The organism is Nostoc sp. PCC 7107 (genome assembly GCF_000316625.1).
GTDB lineage: Bacteria > Cyanobacteriota > Cyanobacteriia > Cyanobacteriales > Nostocaceae > Nostoc_B.
The window spans coordinates 4888062-4912631 of sequence record NC_019676.1; the positions used below are offsets into that span (position 1 = coordinate 4888062).

Consider the following 24570-nt stretch of genomic DNA (forward strand, 5'->3'; position numbering starts at 1 on the left):
TAAAAGGCAAAAGGCAAAAGAATAAAAAAAGTTAAGGTAATGTTGGCTCCGAAAAACTGAGGGGATTTTTGACTTCGGCTTTGGGAGATTCTTCTATTACAGGGGGTGCAGGTTTCTCGCATTTAGCACTGCTGTCATCTATTTCGCTTGTTAACCTACCTGGACGAAGTGCGCCTAATGCAGTCTTGACGATGACAGCTGTAGGTACGGCGACAATTACACCTAACAGTCCACCAACTCTCGCACCAGTTAAGACAGAAATTAGTATCCAGACTGGGTTTAAGCCAGTAAAACTGCCTAATATCCGCGGCGCAATTAAATTTTCTAAAATTTGTTGCACAATCACTGCGGCGAGTAAAACTCTGGTTCCCATCCAAAAGTCTTGTAAAGCAACTAACGAAGTAGTCAAGATAATACCCACGGAACCGCCAAAGGGTACAAGAGCCATAATGCCGATAGTGAGACCAAATAACAAACCAAATGGTACTTTCAGCCACAAAAAGGCAGGAATCAAGGCTGAGGCCATGCAGGTAGACAAAATTAGCTGAGTAATAAAAAAGTTTTGGAAACTGAGGCGGACTGTTTGGGAAAAGGGCTCACGAAATCTAGTTGGTAGCCATTCCACTAAACTTTGCCAGAGTTCATCGCCATGCTGCAAAAGATAGAAAGTCAAAACCATTGTCAGCAGAAAATCTAGCAAGCTAGTAAATGTGACAACAGCTAGATTGAGAACTTGTCCGGCGATCGCTTGTAATTGTCCCTTGACGCGATCATTTATTTGCACTACAAGAGCATCAAGGTTAATCGGTAAGCCAAGAACTTCTGCTTTCTCGTTTAACATCATTAACTGCGATCGCCCAGAATCAATCAATTCTGGTAAGCGGGCCACCAGCTGTTGGGCTTGAGTTAACGCTAATGGAAACAGAGTTACACCCAATGCTAATAAAATCGATAACGCTAATAAAAACACCAGGATAGCAACTTGCTCTCGCTTTGCACCGTGATGCTGCATCCAGCTAACGGGGTAGTTGAGCAGAAATGCCAATACCGAGGCTCCGACTAAAATAACTATTAGGGAGTGGAAATATTCAAAAATTGCGGAAATTGCCCAACCATTGAGGACTAGCAGTGGTGCGAATAGAGCGATCGCTCCGATTCGCGCTATTGGTGTTAGTGTCTGCCACCAGTCGATTAGCTTGCGTGTCTGCATCTTTAGCTGCTTGCGAGATAAAACTAAATAAAATCTTTCTCTAAAGCCTATTATCTCTAACTACATTACAGTCTTTCATCTCTCTAGTTTAGGATTAGACTCAGCCAAATGGAAAATCTTGAACCAATTAATGATTCTTCCGGGGTAGAGGCGGAGAATTACCCTACCTCACCTCAAATTTTTAGTCAAAACTCCCATACCAATCAAAGACAGTTACTGATTTATGTCATCCCAGTTCTTGGAGTTCTGCCCTCTCTATGGACTCTTTATCGTCGTCAGGGCAGTCGGGAACAACTGAGGGTTAGCCGTCAGTCTATTACTATGACATTTACTTGGCTGTTAGCTTATCTTTTGTTAGCAACTGGAGCAGCATCTTCTGAGTTTTTGGCATTGCGTTTATTAATACTCAATAGCTTGATCACATCTGGTTATTTTTTAGTGAGTATTTGGCTAATTTCTCGCATTATTCGGGGACAATCTAGTCGTTTACCAGGGTTAAGCAATTTAGCCGAGCGAGTGTTGGGTAAGCATTTATCATGATGCTGATCAGTAAACCTCTAGACGGTATTTTTACTGAATTTTTAGCTAATTACAGATTATCTCCTAGAGGCTCTGGTCAAACTGACTTATTGTTGTCATACTTCTATAAAACATATCAGGATTTACCCCAAAAAAGAAAAATCCTGCTATAAGTGTTTTGGTTGACATAATAGCGAAAAGTCAACATGGTTAATTAAGAGTTAACTACTATGAGTTGATGTATTTGCATACTGATAATCTGCAAATTAACCGAATTTAATCAGCAAGTGTGAGGCAGTCTGTGACCAGTCAAAGAACTTCGGCGGAAGAAAACCACTCAAAAACCCCCAACTTAAAGGGTAGAAAGTCAATAAAGCCTAAATCGGGACGTTGGTTGTGGTTCTGGGTGGGCATGAGTGGTATTGCAATGGTGTCAGCAATGGCAGGGGCTTTGTTGGCAGTTTCTTTGACCAGTACGCCATTGCAGCAAGCCGATCTCAGTCCTCAAGAAGAAGCTGTCTTTGATAGCGATGCGATCGCTGGTGGTGGATTGCGTTTTTCGGAATTAACTCGCCCTGTGAATCTTTTGGTGATGGGGATGAGCGTATTACCACCAGATGTCCAAAATCCTCCCGCTGACACGAAAAATCTCCGCTACTTGCCGCAAGTCAATTCTTTTGATGGTCTTTCTGATGTGATGTTGTTGGTCAAATTTGACCCAGAGACCAAAAAAATAGTCATGCTTTCGATTCCTAGAGATACCCGCACAGAAATTGAAGGGTATGGAACACGAAAAATTAATGCTGCTAATGTCGAAGGTGGCCCAGCTTTAACGGCTAAAACTGTCAGCAATCTTTTGGGCGGCGTTGGTATTGACCGTTATATTCGGATTAACGTTCTGGGAGTTGCTAAACTCATTGATGCTTTGGGCGGAGTTACAGTCTATGTCCCCAAAGATATGAAATACCAAGATGATTCTCAACATCTATATATTAATTTAAAAGCAGGCAAACAGCATCTCAACGGGGAGCAAACGCTACAATTACTCCGTTTTCGTCATGATGAATTAGGCGATATCGGCCGAATTCAACGCCAGCAAATGGTAATCCGTGCTTTGACTGACCAAAGTCTTAACCCTTCTACCTTGACTCAATTACCCAAAATTCTGAATGTTGTCAAAGAACACATTGATACTAATTTGACAGTTGAAGAATTAGTGGCTTTATTAGGTTTTGGTGTGCGGACTAATCGCGCCAATATGCAGATGTCCATGCTGCCTGGGCGTTTTAGCGAGAAAGGCGAATATGATGCCAGTTATTGGTTGCCTAGCAAAAATGGGATTGCCAAACTCATGGCTAAACAATTTGGCTTACAATCAAACGCTGAAAATACCGAAACTCAGCAATTGAATGATCCTGGTTCTGTGCGGATAGCAATTCAAGATAGTACAGGTAGCGATCGCGCTACCCTGCGACCTTTAATTCGCGCTTTAGAAAGGGCTGGATATCGTAATATTTACGTGTCTAAGCCTTGGAGTGAACCCTTAGAAGTAACTCACATTGTGGCTCAACAGGGAGACGGTAATAGTGCTGAATCAATTCAAGATGTTTTGGGAATAGGCGAAGTACGCGTTGAAAGCACTGGTAGTCTGGATTCCGATATCAGCATCCAAGTGGGCAAAGATTGGTTGCAACACCAAATGCCTTTGAATGATTCTAGTCAGTCTTCTTATTAGACCTCTTGCACGAATGTTATAAAACACGAATTTTAAGTCTCACGCAAAGGCGCAAAGGCGCAAAGAGTTACAGAAAATTCACTTGTTTAGTAGGCATAATCTGATTTATGCAAGAGGTCTATTGAACCAAATACTTTTAAAACAGCAGAGGAGATGTGAGCGCATTTTCCTCTGCTATTTATTTACAAAACTTCAAGCGCCCAGACTGCTAGAGTCTGAGCGCTTGAATAATAGGTTGCAGAGAAACTTCTGCGAAGTAGTGAAATTAAGCAGGCATCATTTGCATAGAACGGCAGGCTTCAGCACACTTGCGACAAGCTGCGGCACATTCCATCATCTTGGAATCGTCGCGCATTTTTTCACAAGCTATTGCACAGCGATCGCACATATCAGCACACAGCATACAAGTGCGTTCTATGAATTCCGAACCACCCATCATCATAGTCATACACATCATACACATCTCTGAGCAATCGCGCATCATGCTCATCATGCTCATGTCCATGTACATACTGCCTTTGCTCATGCAGTAAGTCATAGTTTCCATACACATTTTATGGCATTCCATACAAGCGTTCATGCAGGTTTGCATTTCGGAAGTCATGGATTCAGTCATCATCATCATCATAAGAAAAATCTCCTGATTTTTTGATGCTTTAATAGCGTCCTTTGTAGGACTTACCTATAACATTAATCTGATATTTTTAAGTGGTCAATAGAGTTATTTATGTCATTTTTTTAAGACATCAATCTCGATAAATTTACCGGAATTACTAAACAATTCCTCATAAAAAAGTGATGTTTATCGGCAAATGATTTAGAGACTAAGCTTTGAAACAACGGTTGCAAACTAGAGATTTTTGTGAAGATTTCAAATCTAGCCAGAAATTTAGTCAGAGTAGTGTGTGCAACTGCCATCTATCCAGAAACTTTGGTTGTTACTTTAGCCAAAGTTTTGGGAATTATATAAATAATACTCTCATAGAGATTGTCAGTTAGATCCATCATGGCTGACTTTGCTGGTCTAATCCACAAATATGCTAGATCACAGCTTAGTTTTCGCTCAAGCATCTACCGCAAAGAATATGGCAAAAAAATGAACTCTATTGATTTGTCATTGCCAAAATTACATTCAACCCACGATTGGTAAAGACAGGGGTAAAGCAGGATGACGCTGGCTCAACGAGGGATTAAACTGTGGGTAATGTCAATCATTTATGGTTAAAAGAGACGCATAAATAAAACTAATGACATTGTTGATTATTCCTAAAGTCTAATTCTGCTATAAAAAACTACTTATGACAGTGCATCAACGTGGTGTTGGGGAGACCGCTGATTTAATTATTGGTGTTCACAACCAAGAAAATCAATTACAACCCAATTCTGCTCCTGTGGGTGCTCTTGCCAGAAGAAAAGGAACTATTTCTACTTTTCTTGCTCCCCTGACTCAGGATACTTTTAAACAAGTTGTGACTGAAGTCGAGCATAAGTTACAGATTGTCCATCAAACCCTGTCAATGTTGGATTCTCACGGGTTTGAAACAATCTTGCAAGAAATGTTGCAGTCAATTACCTTAAAAACAGGGGAATTATTAGGAGCAGACCGGACAACTATATTTTTGTTAGATGAAGAAAAACAAGAACTGTGGTCGATTGTGGCTGCGGGAGAAGGCGATCGCTCCTTAGAAATTCGCATCCCCGCCGATAAAGGGATTGCGGGTGAAGTCGCTACCTTAAAACAAGTAGTGAATATTCCCTTTGACTTTTATAACGACCCCCGTTCGATATTTGCCCAAGCACAAGAAAAAGTTACAGGCTACCGTACATATACAATGCTGGCTTTGCCACTGTTAAATGAACAAGGGCAGTTAGTGGCAGTAGTACAGTTACTCAATAAATTAAAGTCAATACATGATGTCAATGCGCCACTAGGCGAGCGAATTGATACCAAAGGTTTTACACACAGCGACGAACAGTTATTTCAGGAATTTGCCCCTTCGATTCGCTTGATTTTAGAATCATCGCGCTCTTTTTATATGGCGACGCAAAAACAAAGAGCAGCGGCGGCGTTGATGAAGGCGATTAAGTCTTTGAGTCAAAGCAGTCTGGACTTAGAAGATACCCTGAAGCGGGTAATGGATGAAGCCAAAGAACTGATGAACGCTGATCGCAGTACCCTATGGTTAATAGATCGCGATCGCCATGAATTATGGACAAAAATTACTCAAGATGACAGTTCAACTAGGGAGCTACGCGTACCTATCGGTAAAGGTTTTGCGGGTATGGTTGCGGTATCTGGTAAAACACTGAATATTCCCTTTGACTTGTATGATCATCAAGACTCAGAAACAGCCAAACACATTGACCAGCAAAATGGTTATCGTACCTGTAGTTTATTGTGTATGCCAGTGTTTAACGCCGATCAAGAATTGATTGGTGTTACACAATTGGTAAATAAAAAGAAATCTGGGGATTTTCCGCCTTATAACCCATCTACTTGGCCGAAAGCGCCTGAATGCTTCCAAGCTAGTTTTGACCGCAACGACGAAGATTTCATGGAAGCTTTTAACATTCAAGCGGGTGTGGCGCTGCAAAATGCTCAATTGTTTGCCACAGTTAAGCAACAAGAACAAATGCAACGGGATATTTTGCGGAGTCTTTCTAATGGTGTAATTTCTACAGACAAATCAGGTTGTATTATTGCTGCTAATGAAAGTGCGAAACGCTTGCTAGGCTTAGAATCAGAAGACCGTTTAGAAGGTAAATTAATTAATGAAGCGATCGCCATTAAAGAAGGCGACTTTAGCAAATGGTGTCAAGATGCTTTACAGGGAGATGATATCAAACGCCGCCAACAATATTATCCTGACCGCACACTCGTAAATACAGATACTGAACAGCACAGTATTAATCTATCAATTAATTCCATTGCTGATGCCAGCGACCAACAGCAAGTACGCGGCGCGTTGGTGGTGATGGAAGACATTAGTGATGAGAAACGCCTCAAAAGTACCATGTACCGCTACATGACTCAGGAATTAGCGGAAGAATTACTCAAATTAGATGATGCCAAACTAGGCGGCGATCGCAAAGAAGTTTCCATTTTATTCTCTGATATTCGCGGCTATACCACTTTGACAGAAAACCTGGAAGCAGAAGAAGTGGTGAGTATGCTTAATGAATATTTTGAGTCAATGGTAGAAGCCGTTTTTAATCACAAAGGTACTCTCGATAAATACATCGGTGATGCCATTATGGCTGTGTTTGGTTCTCCTCTACCTTTAGAAGATCACGCTTGGATGGCTGTACAAACATCCGTAGAAATGCGCCATCGCTTGCACGACTTTAACCAACGTCGCTACGCAGCTAATAAACCCAGAATTAATATTGGCATTGGGATCAATTCCGATACAGTAATTAGTGGCAACATTGGCTCAAGTAAGCGGATGGAATTTACCGCCATTGGTGATGGTGTTAACCTCGGTTCCCGCTTAGAAAGTGTCAGCAAACAATACGGTTGTGACATTATTCTGAGTGATAACACTTTTAAACCCTGCCAAGAATATATTTGGGCGAGAGAGTTAGATTACATTCGCGTTAAAGGTAGAAACGAGCCAGTATCTATATATGAATTAGTGGGTTTACGTACTGACCCCATTCCTAGCGAAAAATTGCAAGTTATTGAACACTATCACAAAGGGCGTAAATATTACCTCAAGCGTGAGTTTACTTATGCTAGGGCTGAATTTGCCAAGGTTTTAGCTTATGACAACCAAGATAAAGCCGCGATGTTACATCTTTTGCGTTGTCAGCATTGGCTACAATCACCACCAACTGAGTTCGATTGGGATGACGGTGTTTGGACATTTAATGAGAAGTAAACAAGCTGTGTGATCAACAAAAATAGCTGACTACGGCCAAATACCATAAAATCCCCTGGGGCGAAACCATGAATCACTGTGGTTGTAAAAATGTAATCTGCCATAACCTAAAAATTGACCGTGAGATTTTTCTCCAGGGGGAAAAGCTGTGACTCCAAAGAGATAAACACCAGTAATTCGCGGATTTTGCCAGGGTTTTAGACCAATTGTGATGGTTTTACCTGGAGACACTGGCGGATCAAATCTTAGGGTGACAGTCCGTGTTTTGCCATCGCCTACTACATTTTGTAATTTTACCTTCTGTCCTTTACCGGAAGGCTTACCTTCAAAAGCCACACTATCGTTCAAATCAAAGCGAATATTATCTACTCCCTCATGCTGATTAATCGCTAGACTTTGTAGCGGTTCTCCAGCATTTTCTGGCAAGCTGATTGTAAAATAATATGTCGCACCCCATGCGTATACCTCATTGTAGGTAGTGATTGTATTCACTAGACGCGGTGGTTGTGCAAAATACACTGTGCCATCTTGTAATTGAATGGCAGAACTTGGCGATAGAAGGTATCCATTGATTAAGGTTATGCTGGCGATCGCAGCGCCTAACAACACTCTAGAACGCATCACTTTTTTTTGGATGATTACTTAATTAATATTGTATGTTGAGTGCGTCGTGCCTGTATATTTCAGTCATATTCAGTTATAAACAAGCACAACAATAGATGTTTTTATTAAAGGTATTTGACTATTTACCTTTGGAAATAAATTTTATTTTTTACCTTTTGTTACATTTTTATTCTCCTAGTTAATACTAATTTGTAAAAGTTAATTGATATTTGTTGTCAAAGTCACTCTTTAAGTTAGAAACTAAGAGTAAAAGAGCAGTAATTATTTTGTATTATGAATACACTTGCTACAGTTGCATTCAAGCGGTCAATTTGGCAACCCGCCATTATATTGACCTTGGGTTTTTGGTTAAGTACTAGTGTAATTTTAGATTGGGTAATAATGCCTACCCTTTATCTTTCTGGCATGATGACCGAAGCTAGTTTTACTACAGCTGGCTATGCAATTTTTTGGAATTTTAATCGGATAGAATTGTTATCTGCTGCGGTAATTTTAACTGGTGTATTGGCTTTGAGTAAAACCAAGCATAACTGGCATCCTAACACCATTGTTTTTGCTATCATCTTGCTCACAGTCTCTCTGCTAGAAACTTACTTTTTAACTCCGAATATGTGCGCTACTGGAATTCATCTCAATTTGTTTGAAACAGCTACAGTTCCAGCATCAATGGATTTACTACACGGCGGTTACTGGATATTAGACGTAGTTAAGCTTGTGACTGGGGGAATGTTGTTAAGCCAATGCTGGCGGATACAAGTTGAATAAATAAAGATAATTGGGAGTAGGAAAAATAAAACTTCTCCACCGTTGCTGATTGAAGACTTGTTACAAAAATTGAATGTGAAAAAACCCCAGTTTTTGAGAAAAGCTGGGGTTCTCATTTTTCAGTAATAATTTAAGGTGTTGGTTCCGAGTCTGGCGATTCTTCTTTGTTAAAAAACAATAACCTTGCAGCTAGGATGGCAAAACCCACAGCCGCGATCGCTTTTAATATCCGTGTAGGTAATAATTCTGATACCGCACCCCCAGCTAATGCACCTAAAAGGCTGGTTAACAATAGTGCGCCTGCTGTACCAAAAAATATAGCCTTTTGAGATTGACCACGGCTAGAAAGTGCGATCGCCGCTAATTGGCTTTTGTCGCCTAATTCTGATAAAAAAACTGTAATAAAGCTTATTCCTAAAAGATGCCAATCCATAAATTTAGAGAGAGTAGGGAATAAATAGGGAATGTAAACTAACCTTGCAATACATCCCAAAACAGCATCACTGAAATTAACAGCAACATGACTCCGGCTGATTTTTCTACAGTTTTGGGACTGAGGCGGTTTGATATCCAACTTCCCAACAGTACACCTAGCAAACTTGTTGTGATTAGCGCAGCCCCTGAACCTAGAAAAACTAACCAAGGTGCGTGAGATTCTGCACTCATTAATAAAGTCGATAGCTGGGTTTTATCACCGATTTCTGCGAGAAATATCGTCACGAATGTTGTGCTAAAAACAACAAACGCTGATTCCCGCTTTTTGGGACTTTCAGTAATTAGAGTAGTGAGCTGAGATGTAGTATCTTCTTTTAATTCTGGCAGGTCTTTCGCAGAAATAGCTACGGGTGCAGTGTCGAGTTTCACAGGCAGTATTTTTTTACTAGGAATTTTTCATATTTCTCTCATTTTCTCAGATAGTTGTCATAAATTGCAACTGTATCGCCAAAAATGTAATTATCTTGTGAATTTTTGAGTTAAGCCAATTCTCTGGCAGTAACAAAATGGCTAAAGCTATCAGCTTCTTATTCCTCGGCCATATCTTGCTACTTATCAATTCTCCAAAACTAAGCAGTAGAGGCAAATTCGGAAACCCTGATATAGTCTGACTTTCCTGATGTTGAATTTTGGATTGACAAAACCTGACAAAATTGACATTTTTTCAAAAGAGTTAACTTAAGAATTGACATTGTTAAATAAATGAACTAGCCTATTCATAGAAGCAAGCTCTGAGCTTTGGAGGTCAGATCATGCCTGACGGAGATAAATTTCACAGTCGCCTTTCATGGCGTTATCAGGAGGCTTACCGAGACCTCTGTGAAAGAAAGTTTGACAGCAGCGAAATTGTATGGACTGTGAAAAAGGCGCTTTTGCAGGATATCAAGAAAAGCTATGGTGATCAGCCTGTTAAATACGCCAAGCGATTGGGAGAAATGTTACAAGGGGCTATCAAAAATGCTGGTAATAATAGCTTTGTGGACTGGGCTACTTTAAGTAAGGATATTGATCGACAGGTAGGACAAACCGAACTTAAATATTATGAGAAAGGATTACTCCTTCGTGCTGCTAAGGCTGTACTCAATCAGTTTCGTTATAACCGGAGAGTAGACACCAGTAATTTCCCAGAAGCTGTTGTGGGGCAGTTTTTCCTAGAAATTTACAAGTCAAATTTTGAGGAACGTATTCCTTTGACCCCCAATCATTATGCTGATCTTGATCGCATTACTGTTATGGAATGTGTTGAAGCAATCAATCCAGAGATTTCGGTTGAGATCAGCAAATGGGCGAAGAAGGCTACTCTGGATGAAGATGTAAAAAAGCTGCGGCGTTCTCCACGCCAGAAGGTGAAAGAGATAGACCTTGAGGAGAATCTGCTATGAACTATGAACCGTCAACTGAGCAGAAACTTCAAAACAGCGATCGCAGAAACTACACCTTAAAATTCAGCCCTGTGTCAAACAATAACGGATCAGTACGCTTCATCGATCACTCTCAAGGTAAAGAACGAACTGTTGGCATTAATGTGGTTGATCAAGTGTTTGAAAATCGGGTTCAGGCAGAGTTTCCAGCGATTATTGCTGATATTATTGACCTCGCCGTAGCAATCCACGCATCAGACCGCCTCGCGCCCCAAAATTTGAACGAGAAGGAGCGTCAACTTCATGTCATCCTGCCAGTACGTCATCCAGAATTGCTGAGTGCTGAACCATTTCAAACTAAGTTGAAAGAACTACTTGAATGGGCAACTGGAAGCCAATGGGTTTTCGAGTTTCAAAAACGGGAAGTACTTGCACGCTCTGTTGAGCAACAATTACTTTTTGGAACAGAATCTAGAGGATATGAAGTGGTACTGTGGAGTGGTGGACTAGATGCTCTTGCAGGTCTGTACACTCGCCTGAAGATGTATCCAGAAAAGCGATTTGCATTGTTTGGAACTGGCAGCAACTTTAATGTCTATGACCTTCAAAAAAAGATAGCAAAAGAAGCTCAATTTATCTTCCCCAGACGTTGCGCTCTTTTCCGTCTCCCAATTACTTGGCAGGAAAGTTGCTCACAGCAAGAGAAAAGGAAGAAGAACAAGTTTTCCCGTGCGCGAGGTGTTGTGTTTACACTACTTGGTGCTGCGTGCGCCTATCTTATGGGTCAAAGGATTCTCTGTGTTTATGAGAATGGGATGGGGGCGATTAATCTTTTTTACCGCGCATCTGCTGTAGGACTGGATCACACGCGATCTGTTCACCCACTAACTTTGCTGATGGTAGGTGACGTTATTTCAGAACTTTTAGGAGAAAAATTCCAGGTACAGAACCCATTTCTGTTTTGGACTAAAGCTCAAATGTGCAAAGCATTGACTGAAGATGGAAGAAACGACCTAGCATCGCTAACCATGTCATGCGATAGTAAACACCGTAAGTCTCAGCAGCCCACACAGTGTGGTTATTGCTCCTCCTGTCTTTTGAGGCGACAAGCCCTTGCCGCAGCTAACATAGAAGATAAGACTCCTTACATAGTGCTTCATGAAAAACGCTCAGATAAGGATCGGAGTGAGGCTTTCCTGAATATGCGTGAGCAAGTCCGCATCCTCAATAATCTACTCAGTGTCTCAGGTGAAATTAGTTATCAGTGGGAAGCTTTGACCAGAAGGTTTTCAGATTTGGAAGATATAGTTGATCGAACTGCTGCTGCTGAAAACCTATTACCCTTGGATATGCGGAGTCGGCTGATTCAGCTTTATCAAAGCTACGTTGCTGAATGGGATACTGTGGAATCCCGAATTTCAAGCGGCTTTTTGAATAATGCTTAGTCACAGATCAACACGCTTGAGGGAAAATGTTATGACTACCAATATCCTAGACAATATAGACCTGCGGACATTGGGGGAACTCCTGGAACAGGCGCGTAAAAAGTGCGGCATGACTCAGGCTGATGCAGCGAAGGTCATTGATGTTTCACGTACCACTATGGTTGCCATCGAGAAAGGGGAGCGCCGTATTAAGTCAACTGAACTGATTCAGCTTGCTCGTGCCTACGGATGTTCTGTGAGTGACTTTGTAAGACCGCGCCCTGTGGTGCAACCTTTTGAAGTACAGTTCCGGGCAGTTTATCAGCGCAGTGAGAAGGAAGAGGCAGAAATTAAACCATTCATTCTTCACCTAGAGGAGTTGTGTCAGAATTACCTAGAACTAGAGAAGATTATAGATGCAGCACTACCGCAGAACTACCCTTTGGAATATGAGGTGAAAAATCTGCCGATCAAGGCTGCTGCGGAAAATATAGCAGTTGCGGAGCGTCAACGCCTTGGACTAGGGGACGGCCCCATTCCACGTCTTCGGGACATTCTAGAGCAAGATGTGGGACTCCGTATTTTCTATCTGAAGATGCCCACAAAATACTCAGAAGTTTACAGCTACAACGAAGAACTCGGCGGCTGTATGGCAATTAACGCACTTCACCCAGAAGAGCGACGACGTTGGTCAATGGCTCATGGATACCTTCATTTTTTGGCACATCGGCGAAAACCTGAATTCCACTTTGATGATCAGTATCAACGAGTTCCAGAAAGCGAGCAACTAGCGGAAACTTTCTCAAAATATTTTCTAATGCCTACCAGTGGATTGCTTAAACGGTTTAATGATATGTGCCGTACACATAGTGAATTCAAATTCACTCCTACCAATCTTTTTACACTGGCACATTACTATGGTGTTTCCATAGAAGCACTTGTTCATCGTTTAGAGGAAATGGAACTTCTGCGTTCAGGAACTTGGAATAAATTGCAAGACCGGGGTTTGAAAGTCAGAAAGGTGCAAAAGGAACTTGGCTTAGAAGAAATCCCACAGCGCCCTGACATGATGCCACTCCACTATCAACGGTTGGCGATTGAGGCACTAGATCAGGGACTGATCACTGAAGGGCGTTTTGCGGATTTTTTCAATGTTGACCGCTTAGAAGCCCGCTGTATTGCAGAGAAATTGCGAGAGAAATTCTTGGAGGATTCAAGTGCAATGTTGCAAGAAACCGTTGATTTCGACCTGTGCCAGATGCAGGAATGATGGAAGTGAGAAAATATGTATATTGCTCACTCCCATGTTCTTCTTGATGCCTGTTGCGTTCTAAACTTTTGTGCTTCGGGCAAATTTCTTGACATCTTGAAATCAATTTCTGCTGAAGTTGTAGTCACAACAGTTGTGCAAGAACGTGAGTTAAAGACGCTCCAACGCCTTAAGGATGAAGAAAATGAGGGTGCGACTCAATTCGAGGCAGCCATTTCACAGGGTCTACTTACAGTTGTGGATTTCGAGTCAGAAGAGGAAGTGGAATCTTATGTAAACTACGCCGCAATTCTCAGAGATGATGGCGAGTCTGCCACTTGTGCGATCGCAATTCACCGAGGATGGGCAGTAGCAACTGACGACAAACGAGCTATCAAGTTTTTTCAGCAATCAGCACCGTACATTCAGGTTTTATCAACCCCGGATGTAATAAAACACTGGTCAGAGGAAGCAGATGTTGATTTGTCTTTACTACGTGATGCTCTTAATGCAATTCAGGTCAAAGGCCGCTATTCCCCAGATAGAAATCATCCTCTAAGAAGCTGGTGGGAAGCAGCATTAAAATAATATTTTAGATTAGAATTAACTTCACATAAGTTTAAATCCCAACAGCTTTGTCAAAGCGCAACATTTCTAAAGAGCGATCGCCATATACCCCCTCAATCTGTTGGCGACAGCAATCTATAGCAAAATCATTAAGTTCTTCTGGTTCAATCCCATACATATCCTGAAATGCCTCAACTTCTACCCGACAGAACCGCGGACGATTGGGGTAAATCTGGCATTCTCTTGTATCGTGGTCGAAATTAATGCACCAGCCATCTTTACCTACCATACTCAGATAAAGTTCTAACTCCTCTGGTAAGAGATATTCCTCTAAATCGGGGCGTTCTGCTGGGTCGAGATTACAGCAGGCTCCACATTGTTTGACACATTGCCAGTTTGCCATTTTATGTTTTTTCCTATAATTTTGTTAAGTAAATTAAAACTCGCATACCATTGCCGGATATGATCAAATGCGGGTTTTGCAACTGATTGATTATCGAACTGTTTTAAGATAATTGGGAGGAAAGAGAAAAATGTTTGACGGTATCATTAGCGCTGTCACCAGTATCAATTGGGAAGTTATTTTCCAGCTACTCTCTGTAGCACTAATTGTCATTGCTGGGCCTGCTGTAATTTTTGTTTTGGCTTTTCGCAACGGCAACCTGTAATAGTTTCAAGTGCTGAGTGCTGAGTGCTGAGTGAAACATCAGTATTCATGACTCAGCATTTATGTATGATAATGCTTGCAAGGCTGCTTGGATAATGGAATCATACTGTGGTTGAGAGATATCAACCTCTATAGCCTCTTCACGACTGGTTCCCAATAGACCGATTATGCTGCCTGGGTGCATGACGAGAATTTTGCCTTCAGGATTTTTGATTCTGAGTTCCGGTAAATAATTATTTTGATAAATACCACAAGTATATTGACGTTCCTGGTAATGAAAGGTGGTTTTGAGTGGGTGAGTTTTTGGCGAAGTGTAGAAGATTTGAGAGGAGATTGTTGTTAATCTCACTCCTAGCAACTCCAACTCAATGGTAGTGTTACCGTTAAAAGTATTTTCCCGTAACTTGTAAGCCACATCAACTCGCTGGGGTAAGGGGTAATAATCGCGCCAACGCCAAGCGATCGCCTTAATTGTATACTGCTGATTATTGATAGTTTGGGCGAGTTTCACCTTAATATGACCCTTCCCCACAATTTGCTGTTCGATAACTTGGACATTTGCTGTCCAAAAAACTGGATCGGGGTTATCGATACCGCAAGGATGGAGAGCATTTAATTGTTGGAAAAGCTGGTGATTGATGTGATCAAAATTAGCTTGAGCATCAATTTTGAGCAGTGGTTTGAGGTGTTGCGGTTCTAGACACTGATTAGCAAAATCAATTAAACGCGATCGCACTAATTCTAAATTTTCTGCTGGTAATGAAAAACCACCCGCCGCTTTGTGACCGCCAAATTTGCCTAACAAATCTCGACAGTATTCTAACGCCTCAAACACATGAAACTCAGGAATTCCCCGTGCCGAACCACGGATGTGTCCTGCATCTTCATAAGTACCAATAAATACAGGCACACCATAGCGTTCTACCAAGCGAGAGGCAACAATCCCAATTACCCCATGATGCCACTCAGGTTGCACAACAACTAATACCCGGTCTTGGGGTAAAGACGCAGTAAATTCTGATTCTACATAAGCGATCGCTTCTTGTTCAATCTCCTCGCACATTTGCTGACGACTGGTGTTTGTTTGTTCACACTGCATTGCTCTTGTCAACGCAATTCCCATATCATCCGTAGTCAGCAAATCAATCACCGTCTGCGGATCACCAATGCGACCAACAGCATTAATGCGTGGGCCAAGACGAAAGCCAATATCTTCAGGTTTAAGTGATTTAGAAGAATTTTTCTTCCCTGCGCCCTGGGTGAGCGAAGTCGCACCACTGCTTCTCGGCTCCCCGGCTTCCTTCGCTTGCACACCCCCTATTTGAATTAATGCTTGCACACCAGGTAATCTAGATTTAGGCAGATGTTTTAAACCACGTTTTACCCAACGACGATTGACACCAGTTAAAGGCGCTAAATCTGCAATGGTTCCCAGAGTGAATAATTCTAGCATTGGCTGAATTAAGCCTCTGGTTTCGCCTAGCTGCTGTGCGAGACAAACCGCCAAAATATATGCAACACCAACACCAGCCACACCGCGATAAGGTGAAGATTCGGCGATGAGTTTGGGGTTGAGAATAGCGTCAGCTGGGGGTAATTGTTGCGGGATGTCGTGGTGGTCGGTGACAATTACCTTTACGCCGAGTTCTCTGGCTCTAGCGATCGGTTCATAAGCAGAGATACCATTATCGACAGTGAGAATTAGTTTGACACCTTCACTGTGAAATTCTTCAACGATGCGTTTGTTAATCCCGTAACCTTCGTGCATTCGACTAGGGATAGCATAATCTACCCGTGCGCCCAAAGCTCGGAGACTCCGCAATAATAATGCAGTGCTAGTCATACCATCTGCATCATAGTCTCCACAGATAGCGATTTTACTTTGAGATGCGATCGCCTCTTGCAGCAACTCCACACTCATCGCCAAATCGGGAAATTCTTCTAACGGCGAAGGTAAAACTATCGATTCTGGCTCTAAAAATGCTTGTGCTTGCGCTGGTGTTTCAATCCCACGATTGATTAATAACTGGCTGATGATGGGGGAGAGATTAGTTAAACTTGCTAGTTTTTCAGCTAACTCTACTTTTTGTGGGTAAATTTGCCAACGCTGATTTGGTAAGCGTCTGCGAATTTGTGAACGTTCTGTTAAAGGTCGGTCTAGCACGATGAAGGACGAGAGTTGGGAGTTGTTGCGTAACTCTTAACTGATAGCACTTTTCAAACACATTATATTATTGATTGTTAAGAATCGATTTATTTCATCAAGGTTTTTTGTCTCACGCAAAGGCGCAAAGGCGCAAAGAAAAGCTCGCTAATTTTAAATGAAAAACAAAAAGGTGTAACTTCAAGTAGTTACACCCTTAAATCAACTAAAACCTTAGTTTATAAAATAGGTTCAAAATGTTCAACCGTCGGAAACGGTTTATAGAAATGGTGAAGTAGTAGTTTCCATTGCTGATATTCAGGTGAACCTCTAAACCCGATTGTATGCGCCTCTAAAGTTTCCCATTTCACCAACAATAAATATTTTCCCCTGACTTCTAAACATTTATGAAGTTCATGGGATATGTAGCCATTCATTGATGAAATGAGAGGTGAAGCTTGTTGGAAAGCGGTTTCAAAATCTTGCTCTGTACCAGCTTTGACATTGAGGATTACTGCTTCCAGAATCATAATGTAAGATTACAAAACATTTATCCTACCATCATCTTGAATGTACACCGAGCGATCGCCAGGAACCCGCGCAGTCGGGCGCAGTTCTACTCGCAAGGTGGCTAAATTAGGTCGAGAAAGATTAGCTTGTATTGACCTACCCGTATTATCCCAAAAGATTAAAGATGTGTTTGGCTCAGTACCTTCTAGCTGATCTAAATATAAATTTTGTCCAGGATTTAGAGAAACCGGGTCAGTAACTGACGGTTTTTGTAGTTGAAGCACACGGGGTGTTCTGTTAACTACTTGCACGCGGATACGTTGCCCTGGTGTAAATTGAAGTGGAGCCTTACCACAGTTAGACGAACAAGTTCCCGCCATTGAAATCTTAGAATCATTGCTGGCTGTCAACAGCATAGTAGCGGTAATTAAAAAAGCTGATATTAATTTAGACATAACAGAATTTACACAGTTAGTATTTATGTAGATTTGAATACCTCAGCGTAACACCGTACTTAATAAATTGTGTATTAGTGTAAATCCTGATGCGAAAAAAGTGCTGAGTGCTGAGTCATTCACAACTCTCACATCTCATCCTCTCTGCGACTCCGCGCTACGCCAGTTTGCTCAAGTCGGGAAACCCGCCCACGCAACTGGCTCCTCTGCGTGAGACATTCTAAAAATGTTGGGTTACAGCACAAAACTCATCCGTGCGCCTGCACCTAACCGACCATCATTATTTGCTTTCCTGCATACTTCTGACAATTTTAGTCACAAGTTTTCTGGGAGTGAATCTAACTGTTTCCGTGAGTAGTTTATTTTTCAAGCCAGGAACAACCACAGTTTTATTATCAAACAAAGCTTCGTAGCCGATTTTCGCCACAGTTTCCGCATCCATAATTTTTTGCCCGCTGACAAGTTTCGAGTCTTCCATCGCGGCGCGTTTTTGGAAATTTGATTCTGTCGGCCCTGGACACAAAGCAGTTACAGACACACCTGTACCTTCTAATTCATTAGCGATCGCTTCTGAAAATGATAATACATAAGCCTTACTCGCATAATAAACCGCCATTAAAGGGCCTGGTTGAAAAGCCGCAGTCGAAGCCAAATTCAAAATTTTGCCATAACCTTGCTTCACCATATCCTTGAGAAACAACTTAGTTAAATGAGTCAGACACATCACATTAACTTGCAGCATTTGTAATTCCGCAGTTAAATCTGTTTCGTTAAACAAACCATAGCTGGCAAATCCCGCATTGTTAATCAGAATATCAACCTTAATTGATGCCTGTTGTAACTCAGCAAAAACTTCTTCTGGTGCAGCAGGATTCGCCAAATCTTTAGCGATAACTTTGACATCAATCCTAAAGTTAGTTCTTAATTCAGCAGCAATTTGATGGAGTTTTTGCTCACTTCTAGCGACTAATACCAAATTGTACTTATCTTGAGCAAATAACTTGACAAATTCATAGCCAATCCCACCAGAAGCACCAGTAATCAGCGCAGTTTTTTTGCGATCGCTTTGCATAACTTTACCCTAATTAAAATCAAGAAAACAAGAATAGTTAGCTATTACCCATGACGCATAACTGACTACAGATAAATCAATCATGTTTCCTAAAACAACTCAAAAACTCTCTCTTACTCCTTTCCGTATACCTTAGCGCACCTCTGCGTTTAACAAATTATTGCCATTGGGAAATTTCCAACTTAATTGCTGATTTTGTACCCACAACATCACGACCGCGCTGTGGTAAGAGAACATCAGCACCTACGCTGAGGTCAATATTTGGCTCTAAATTTTCCGAATTCCAACAGTATTTTGCTTTGTATGTATCATCTTCGGCTGTGACATCCACAATTAAATAATCAGACCATAAAGGTAACTGGTCGATGTGACTATCAAACAACCAATCTCTTTCTTTCTTCGTGAAAGAATGCAACGCCAAACGAATTGCATATCTACAAGTATTATTGGCATTAACTGCATAGCGGGGGATTAAAAAAGCCGTAAACAGCGGTACAGGCTTATCTCTGGTTAATTCCACCGTAATGGGACAATAACGGTCAATCGCTTGTTCGTGTATAGGAGTAGGAAGACCACGCAAAGCCACCCTAACTTCCATTTGATAAAAAGTATTTTGGCGATCGCTTAATTCTACATTACTCAAGGATAGCTTTACCTTGATATCACCAAACAAAAACCTTTGCAGATTTTGATAGGCTTCTTCCGAATTAACCATCCCATAGCGTCCGCCATGAGTCCGATGGATATAAGCTCGATGCGCTCCTCTAACATAAGCTTTATCTAGCTGAACTAAACCATCACTTTGTGTACCTACAGCCTTTTGTGACAAACCAGCACCACTTTCATAATCACGCGCATTCGTACCAATAATACAAAAAACCCGGTCTGGTGAAAAAGCATCATCTAGACTTTGCGGGTCAAAAGTTTGTGGTAGTGAACGCATCGAGTTGAGTTTATTTTCGGGAGTGAAATATTCATACATTCTTTGGAGGCCAAAATCATCAGAATTATTCCATTTCACTGTATCTCTGAGACCTTCAATTAAGCCGCTACCAACTTGAAAATAAATCCCACCATGCGGTGTACCATAAGTAAATAATTTATCAATATGATCTTCAGCTTTTTCGCCGTTCTCTGGATAAATTTTTTGCATCAAACTGCGACAGACAAGACCTCCCATTGAGTGAGCAATTAAATGAACTTTTTCTGCTCCACTTTCATGTTTTACAACATTAATTAAGTCTCTTAAACCCTTAGCTATTTCCTCCATTTCTAGTCTGACTGTATTTTTATCACCAAAACTAGGAGAAGTCATATCATAAAATCGATAAATCCAAATGGTTTTGATATTACTGCTCAACTGCTTATTATCAAACACAGGGCGATAACCGTGGTCAGCAATTAATCGCAACAATGGACTCTCGAAAAAAAACTTTTCGGGAGTACCTTTTTCTCCTACACGAATATGAGTTGAACCACTATTAAATCCATAGAATGGATCATTTACAGTTTGGTCAACATCTTTATCTGTACCTGCATAACCGCGAACATAAATAATTGGTAAATATTGCATTGATATCCTCCATGTTTATTATTTGTCATTGGTCATTTGTAGATAATAGGACTTACGCAAAAAACCTCTCAAACTCTCATTCCTCTGTGTCCTCTGCGTCTCTGTGGTTCGTTATTCCGTAACTTGTGCGTAAGTCCTAGATAAAATGCCCACAATCATTACACTTAAGGCTATAGTGAGTCTTCAAATGCTTTGATTCCAATTACTTGAGAGTGTATTCTGATTGAATTTGACATGACAATGATTCAATCTACTTTTTGCAAATGAGCTAATCTGGGGTCAATAATTTTCTGACCTAAACTAGCAAATTTAATCGCCACAGATATTTTATTTGCTGTACCGAAAACGTGAGTTATTTCCCCAATCCCAAAGGTTTTGTGTAAGACTTGATCGCCAACTTGCCAATTTTGCGATCCTTGTTGCTGTTCATCATTTGTTGCAGTCGTTTTGGTGTAAGTTTGCCGACTTTTATTGTTGCTAGTTAATAATTCTGGGGGTAATTCATCAAGAAATTGCGATCGCAATGCGGGTTCTCTGGAACCATACAACCGGCGTTCGCGGGCGTGTGATAAATGTAACCGTTCTTGGGCGCGGGTAATTCCTACATAACACAAGCGGCGTTCTTCTTCTAAGGATGCGGGATCATTTAGCGAACGATAGCTGGGAAATAGCCCCTGTTCTAATCCTACTAAAAAAACTACAGGAAATTCCAGTCCCTTAGATGCGTGCAAAGTCATCAAAGAAACGGCTGTTTTTTCTTCTTTTAAGTTATCGTCAGGATTTAAGGCCTTATCACTCAGAAAGTTTTGCAAGGAAACATCTTCGTTTCCTTCTTCTTCTTGAAATTCGATTGCAGCATTGTAAAGTTGCTGAACGTTTTTCACTCTTTCTTCATTTTCATCTGTATCTTTGCTTTGCAACTCTTGGATATAACCAGACTCTTCTATTACTCTGTTAATTAGATCAGGAACAGAAATGGTTGTAACTTCTTCTTGCCAACTTTGAATCATTTTAGCAAAGCCATTTACTGCTTTTGCCGAACGCCCAGCTAGTGTATTAACGGATATTTCATCCTGGATAATTTCCCACAAAGTTGTCCCTAATTCTTGAGAAGCATTATCTAAAGCATCAATAGTTGCTTTACCAATTCCCCTGCGGGGTGTATTAATAACTCGCAATAAACTCACTGTATCAGATGGGTTATTTATCGCTCTTAAATAAGCGATAATATCTTTAATTTCTTTGCGATCATAAAATTTAATTCCACCTACGACAGTGTAAGGAATTTGTTTTTGTACTAACAGTTGTTCAAATGGTCGTGATTGAGCATTTGTACGATAAAGTATGGCAAAACTACCCCAATTCAATTCTGGATTTTTCTTTTCTAATGTAAGGATTTGACGAACTACAAAGTCTGCTTCGTCTAGTTCATGCTCGGCTTTATGACAATGAATTTGTTCACCACTTCCCCGCGTTGGCTTGAGGACTTTATCAATTCTTTGGGTGTTATTTTCAATCAATTCATTCGCAGCTTGCAAAATATTTTCACAAGAGCGATAGTTTTCTTCTAATTTCACCATTGTGCGGGTATCTTCATCTGGCAAACCATCACCGAAATCATTTTGAAATTCCAGCAAAATGGTAAAGTCTGCCATGCGGAAACTATAAATTGATTGATCTGCATCACCTACGACAAATACTGAGCGATTCTGCCAATTCCATTCGCTCTTTCTATCTTCGCCGTTTGTAACTAACAACCGAATCAGGTCATATTGGGTGCGATTTGTATCTTGATATTCATCAACCAAAATATGACAAAACTTACGATGCCAATAACCTAAGACTTGCTCGTTTTGTTGAAATAATTTAGTCGGGACAAGAATTAAATCGTCAAAGTCGAGGGCGTTGTTTTGTGCGAGTTTATCTTGATAAGAATTGTAAACTTGAGCTATTACCCGTCCGCGATAATTAGGCTGTTCCTTTTCAAAGTCTTGGGGTGATAAGCCTTGGTTTTTGGCATTACTAATAGCGTAGCGCACAGAACGCGGTTCAAACTTTTTCTCGTCGAGGTTTAGTTGTTTTGTGACGATTTCTTTAACTAAAGATTGAGCATCAGCTTCATCGAAAATAGAAAAATTTCGATTCCATTTCCGTCCTTTTTCATCTTGATATTTTTCGATATCAAAACGCAGAATCCGGGAAAATAAACTGTGGAAAGTGCCACACCACAACTCTTTGATATAGGTGCGGTAAACTTGCGATCGCAGTTTTGTTTGTTCGTGTTCCGGTAATAAATCAAATTTTGTGCTGTGCTGCGTCATTGCTAATTGTTCCGTGAACAGCTTTTGAATCCGTTCTTTCATTTCCCGCGCAGCTTTATTCGTGAAAGTCACCGCTAGGATATTTTCAGGATTGACATGGTGTTTGAGAATCAAGTTAGCGATGCGATAAGTTAAAGCGCGGGTTTTACCGGAACCCGCGCCAGCCACAACTAACAACGGGCCACAATAGTGTTCTACGGCTTGACGTTGGCTGGGGTTAAGGTGACTGAGAAAGTCAATCGTTGTAGTCATGGCTGTGAAGGATGCGGGTGAGTCGCTGCTTGTTCTATGGTATTTTAACAGCGTCACCTGTCAGGTTTTTATTTGAGGCGATCGCACAAATATCAAACCAGAGTATTTTTGTTGATCATGAGCAGATGAAACACACCGACTATCTACCGCTTGCATTAAGCTTTCTTGATTAACATTGGCTTACTTACTTGTCAATGAGTACATATTGCATATACTGAACAGTATAGTAAATATAAAGTTTTGTATAGCGAGGACTAGGAATGTACATAGTACAGATTGCCTCGGAATGCGCTCCTGTGATTAAAGCAGGCGGTTTAGGGGATGTTGTCTACGGACTGAGTAGAGAATTAGAAGGCAGGGGAAATTGCGTTGAGATCATACTACCTATGTATGATTGTATGCGCTACGACCATATTTGGGGATTGCATGATGCCTACAAAGACTTGTGGGTACCTTGGTATGGTGCAGCAATTCACTGTGCTGTATACTGCGGTTGGGTACATGGTAGGTTGTGCTTCTTTATTCAACCCCACTCAGAAGATAATTTCTTTAATCGCGGCTGTTATTACGGTTGTAATGATGACAATATGCGCTTTGCTTTTTTCAGCAAAGCCGCTTTAGAATTTTTAAATCAAAGCAACAAGCGACCTGATATCATCCATTGTCATGACTGGCAAACAGGCTTAATTCCCGTTTTGCTGGCGGAGATTTACAAGTATAACGGGATGGAATATCAGCGGACTTGTTATACCATCCACAACTTTAAGCATCAAGGAATAGGCGGTGTCCAAACGCTTGCAGCTACAGGTTTAAATCGAGAAGCTTATTATTTCCAATACGATAAGCTGCGCGACAATTTTAACCCCTTTGCTTTGAATTACATGAAAGGGGGTATTGTTTACGCCAATGCAGTCACTACAGTTTCCCCAAACCACGCTGAAGAAGCGCAGTTTACAGAAGTGGGTTGTGGTTTAGGCCATACATTGCATTTGCATCAAGATAAATTTACCGGGGTGCTTAATGGTATCGATTACGATTTTTGGAACCCAGAAATTGACCGCTATATCCCCACGAACTATAGCTACGAAGATTTTGAACAAAAAATATATAACAAAAAAGCTTTACAAGAGCGTCTCTTGCTTGATGTTGCGGATAAACCAATCGTTGCTTACATCGGTCGGTTAGATAATCAAAAAGGTGTACATCTTGTACATCACGCGATTTATCACGCACTCAATAAGGGCGCACAATTTGTATTACTTGGTTCAGCTACAGAAGCCGCAATTAATACTCATTTCCGTCACGAAAAAGAATTTTTAAATAATCACCCCGATGTGCATTTAGAATTGGGATTTAATGAAGAATTATCCCATCTCATCTATGCAGGGGCGGATATGATTGTTGTTCCCAGCAATTATGAACCCTGCGGTTTAACTCAGATGATTGGTTTAAAATACGGCACAGTACCCATTGTTCGTGGTGTTGGTGGGTTAGTAAATACGGTATTTGACCGAGATTACGACCAAAATTTACCACCAGAAAAATGTAATGGTTACGTATTTTATGACACAGATAATTATGCGCTAGAATCTGCGATGAATCGAGCAATTGATTTGTGGCATGAATCGCCTGATGAGTTCCGTCAACTAGCTATTCAAGGTATGAGATACGACTACTCATGGAATATTCCAGGCGCAGAGTATCTCAAGATTTACGAGTGGATTAGACATCGGTAGTAAGTCAACTT

22 protein-coding genes are annotated in these 24570 nt (G+C 41.0%); 10 read left to right on the forward strand and 12 right to left on the reverse strand.

Annotated features, from left to right (window positions below; genetic code table 11):
• Nucleotides 1-31 precede the first annotated feature (31 nt).
• Nucleotides 32-1210 carry an AI-2E family transporter gene (locus NOS7107_RS20900; RefSeq protein WP_015114940.1) on the reverse strand — a complete coding sequence of 393 codons (1179 nt, stop codon included), beginning with the start codon at nucleotides 1208-1210 and terminating at the stop codon, nucleotides 32-34.
• Nucleotides 1211-1318: 108 nt separating this feature from the next.
• Between NOS7107_RS20900 and NOS7107_RS20905 the strand changes: the two genes are divergently transcribed.
• A complete protein-coding gene (locus NOS7107_RS20905; protein WP_015114941.1) occupies nucleotides 1319-1750 on the forward strand; it encodes a hypothetical protein in 432 nt (143 codons plus the stop codon).
• Between the two features lie 280 nt (nucleotides 1751-2030).
• Nucleotides 2031-3464 (forward strand): LCP family protein, encoded by a 1434-nt coding sequence (locus tag NOS7107_RS20910; protein WP_015114943.1) that lies wholly within the window; start codon nucleotides 2031-2033, stop codon nucleotides 3462-3464.
• 265 nt (nucleotides 3465-3729) lie between these two features.
• On the opposite strand, the gene NOS7107_RS20915 is transcribed toward NOS7107_RS20910, so the two are convergent.
• Complete coding sequence (locus NOS7107_RS20915; RefSeq protein ID WP_015114944.1) at nucleotides 3730-4092, reverse strand: four-helix bundle copper-binding protein; 363 nt, start codon at nucleotides 4090-4092, stop codon at nucleotides 3730-3732.
• 670 nt (nucleotides 4093-4762) lie between these two features.
• Between NOS7107_RS20915 and NOS7107_RS20920 the strand changes: the two genes are divergently transcribed.
• A complete protein-coding gene (locus NOS7107_RS20920) occupies nucleotides 4763-7345 on the forward strand; it encodes an adenylate/guanylate cyclase domain-containing protein (RefSeq protein ID WP_015114945.1) in 2583 nt (860 codons plus the stop codon).
• Between the two features lie 30 nt (nucleotides 7346-7375).
• On the opposite strand, the gene NOS7107_RS20925 is transcribed toward NOS7107_RS20920, so the two are convergent.
• Nucleotides 7376-7966, reverse strand: coding sequence for a DUF2808 domain-containing protein (locus tag NOS7107_RS20925; RefSeq protein ID WP_015114946.1), 591 nt, complete (start codon nucleotides 7964-7966; stop codon nucleotides 7376-7378).
• Nucleotides 7967-8242: 276 nt separating this feature from the next.
• Here NOS7107_RS20925 and NOS7107_RS20930 point away from each other — a divergent pair, with 276 nt between their 5' ends.
• Nucleotides 8243-8734, forward strand: coding sequence for a DUF4149 domain-containing protein (locus NOS7107_RS20930; protein WP_015114947.1), 492 nt, complete (start codon nucleotides 8243-8245; stop codon nucleotides 8732-8734).
• Nucleotides 8735-8864: 130 nt separating this feature from the next.
• Here the strand turns inward: NOS7107_RS20930 and NOS7107_RS20935 are convergent, their stop codons facing one another.
• The gene (locus NOS7107_RS20935) at nucleotides 8865-9167 is read right to left on the reverse strand and encodes a TMEM165/GDT1 family protein (protein WP_015114948.1); all 303 of its coding nucleotides are present in this window, start codon (nucleotides 9165-9167) and stop codon (nucleotides 8865-8867) included.
• 38 nt (nucleotides 9168-9205) lie between these two features.
• Complete coding sequence (locus NOS7107_RS20940; protein ID WP_015114949.1) at nucleotides 9206-9598, reverse strand: TMEM165/GDT1 family protein; 393 nt, start codon at nucleotides 9596-9598, stop codon at nucleotides 9206-9208.
• A gap of 383 nt (nucleotides 9599-9981) precedes the next feature.
• Between NOS7107_RS20940 and NOS7107_RS20945 the strand changes: the two genes are divergently transcribed.
• The 4 genes from NOS7107_RS20945 (at nucleotide 9982) to NOS7107_RS20960 (ending at nucleotide 13851) form a co-directional block, all read left to right on the forward strand.
• Nucleotides 9982-10611, forward strand: a complete 630-nt coding sequence (locus tag NOS7107_RS20945) for a hypothetical protein (RefSeq protein WP_015114950.1) — start codon at nucleotides 9982-9984, stop codon at nucleotides 10609-10611.
• A complete protein-coding gene (locus NOS7107_RS20950) occupies nucleotides 10608-12035 on the forward strand; it encodes a 7-cyano-7-deazaguanine synthase (RefSeq protein WP_015114951.1) in 1428 nt (475 codons plus the stop codon). The genes NOS7107_RS20945 and NOS7107_RS20950 overlap by 4 nt, the downstream gene beginning before the upstream one ends.
• A gap of 31 nt (nucleotides 12036-12066) precedes the next feature.
• A complete protein-coding gene (locus NOS7107_RS20955; RefSeq protein WP_015114952.1) occupies nucleotides 12067-13284 on the forward strand; it encodes an XRE family transcriptional regulator in 1218 nt (405 codons plus the stop codon).
• 96 nt (nucleotides 13285-13380) lie between these two features.
• A complete protein-coding gene (locus NOS7107_RS20960; protein WP_253274467.1) occupies nucleotides 13381-13851 on the forward strand; it encodes a hypothetical protein in 471 nt (156 codons plus the stop codon).
• A 31-nt stretch (nucleotides 13852-13882) separates the two neighbouring features.
• On the opposite strand, the gene NOS7107_RS20965 is transcribed toward NOS7107_RS20960, so the two are convergent.
• A complete protein-coding gene (locus NOS7107_RS20965) occupies nucleotides 13883-14233 on the reverse strand; it encodes a YkgJ family cysteine cluster protein (RefSeq protein ID WP_015114954.1) in 351 nt (116 codons plus the stop codon).
• Between the two features lie 130 nt (nucleotides 14234-14363).
• On the opposite strand from NOS7107_RS20965, the gene NOS7107_RS20970 reads away from it, so the two are divergent.
• On the forward strand, nucleotides 14364-14498 hold the full coding sequence (locus NOS7107_RS20970) for a photosystem II reaction center protein Ycf12 (protein WP_015114955.1): 135 nt from the start codon (nucleotides 14364-14366) through the stop codon (nucleotides 14496-14498).
• Between the two features lie 45 nt (nucleotides 14499-14543).
• Here NOS7107_RS20970 and NOS7107_RS20975 read toward each other — a convergent pair whose 3' ends face one another.
• From NOS7107_RS20975 to pcrA, 6 genes are all read right to left on the reverse strand, one after another.
• Nucleotides 14544-16661 (reverse strand): DHH family phosphoesterase, encoded by a 2118-nt coding sequence (locus NOS7107_RS20975; RefSeq protein ID WP_015114956.1) that lies wholly within the window; start codon nucleotides 16659-16661, stop codon nucleotides 14544-14546.
• Between the two features lie 218 nt (nucleotides 16662-16879).
• Entirely contained in the window at nucleotides 16880-17170 is a 291-nt protein-coding gene (locus NOS7107_RS20980) for an antibiotic biosynthesis monooxygenase (protein ID WP_015114957.1), read from the reverse strand.
• 9 nt (nucleotides 17171-17179) lie between these two features.
• Entirely contained in the window at nucleotides 17180-17605 is a 426-nt protein-coding gene (locus tag NOS7107_RS20985; RefSeq protein WP_015114958.1) for a hypothetical protein, read from the reverse strand.
• 280 nt (nucleotides 17606-17885) lie between these two features.
• Nucleotides 17886-18677 carry an SDR family oxidoreductase gene (locus NOS7107_RS20990; protein ID WP_015114959.1) on the reverse strand — a complete coding sequence of 264 codons (792 nt, stop codon included), beginning with the start codon at nucleotides 18675-18677 and terminating at the stop codon, nucleotides 17886-17888.
• A 157-nt stretch (nucleotides 18678-18834) separates the two neighbouring features.
• Nucleotides 18835-20250 (reverse strand): triacylglycerol lipase, encoded by a 1416-nt coding sequence (locus NOS7107_RS20995; RefSeq protein ID WP_015114960.1) that lies wholly within the window; start codon nucleotides 20248-20250, stop codon nucleotides 18835-18837.
• A gap of 245 nt (nucleotides 20251-20495) precedes the next feature.
• On the reverse strand, nucleotides 20496-22823 hold the full coding sequence (gene pcrA / locus NOS7107_RS21000; protein WP_015114961.1) for a DNA helicase PcrA: 2328 nt from the start codon (nucleotides 22821-22823) through the stop codon (nucleotides 20496-20498).
• Between the two features lie 260 nt (nucleotides 22824-23083).
• Here pcrA and glgA point away from each other — a divergent pair, with 260 nt between their 5' ends.
• Complete coding sequence (gene glgA / locus NOS7107_RS21005; protein WP_015114962.1) at nucleotides 23084-24559, forward strand: glycogen synthase GlgA; 1476 nt, start codon at nucleotides 23084-23086, stop codon at nucleotides 24557-24559.
• Nucleotides 24560-24570: the final 11 nt, after the last annotated feature.

Coding starts and splice junctions, on each gene's coding strand:
- NOS7107_RS20930 (WP_015114947.1), top strand. CDS start 8,243: ATGAATACACTTGCTACAGTTGCATTCAAGCGGTCAATTTGGCAACCC.
- NOS7107_RS20915 (WP_015114944.1), bottom strand. CDS start 4,092: ATGATGATGATGATGACTGAATCCATGACTTCCGAAATGCAAACCTGC.
- NOS7107_RS20995 (WP_015114960.1), bottom strand. CDS start 20,250: ATGCAATATTTACCAATTATTTATGTTCGCGGTTATGCAGGTACAGAT.
- NOS7107_RS20900 (WP_015114940.1), bottom strand. CDS start 1,210: ATGCAGACACGCAAGCTAATCGACTGGTGGCAGACACTAACACCAATA.
- NOS7107_RS20905 (WP_015114941.1), top strand. CDS start 1,319: ATGGAAAATCTTGAACCAATTAATGATTCTTCCGGGGTAGAGGCGGAG.
- NOS7107_RS20965 (WP_015114954.1), bottom strand. CDS start 14,233: ATGGCAAACTGGCAATGTGTCAAACAATGTGGAGCCTGCTGTAATCTC.
- NOS7107_RS20950 (WP_015114951.1), top strand. CDS start 10,608: ATGAACTATGAACCGTCAACTGAGCAGAAACTTCAAAACAGCGATCGC.
- pcrA (WP_015114961.1), bottom strand. CDS start 22,823: ATGACTACAACGATTGACTTTCTCAGTCACCTTAACCCCAGCCAACGT.
- NOS7107_RS20980 (WP_015114957.1), bottom strand. CDS start 17,170: ATGATTCTGGAAGCAGTAATCCTCAATGTCAAAGCTGGTACAGAGCAA.
- NOS7107_RS20925 (WP_015114946.1), bottom strand. CDS start 7,966: ATGCGTTCTAGAGTGTTGTTAGGCGCTGCGATCGCCAGCATAACCTTA.
- NOS7107_RS20970 (WP_015114955.1), top strand. CDS start 14,364: ATGTTTGACGGTATCATTAGCGCTGTCACCAGTATCAATTGGGAAGTT.
- NOS7107_RS20920 (WP_015114945.1), top strand. CDS start 4,763: ATGACAGTGCATCAACGTGGTGTTGGGGAGACCGCTGATTTAATTATT.
- NOS7107_RS20945 (WP_015114950.1), top strand. CDS start 9,982: ATGCCTGACGGAGATAAATTTCACAGTCGCCTTTCATGGCGTTATCAG.
- glgA (WP_015114962.1), top strand. CDS start 23,084: ATGTACATAGTACAGATTGCCTCGGAATGCGCTCCTGTGATTAAAGCA.
- NOS7107_RS20985 (WP_015114958.1), bottom strand. CDS start 17,605: ATGTCTAAATTAATATCAGCTTTTTTAATTACCGCTACTATGCTGTTG.
- NOS7107_RS20955 (WP_015114952.1), top strand. CDS start 12,067: ATGACTACCAATATCCTAGACAATATAGACCTGCGGACATTGGGGGAA.
- NOS7107_RS20935 (WP_015114948.1), bottom strand. CDS start 9,167: ATGGATTGGCATCTTTTAGGAATAAGCTTTATTACAGTTTTTTTATCA.
- NOS7107_RS20990 (WP_015114959.1), bottom strand. CDS start 18,677: ATGCAAAGCGATCGCAAAAAAACTGCGCTGATTACTGGTGCTTCTGGT.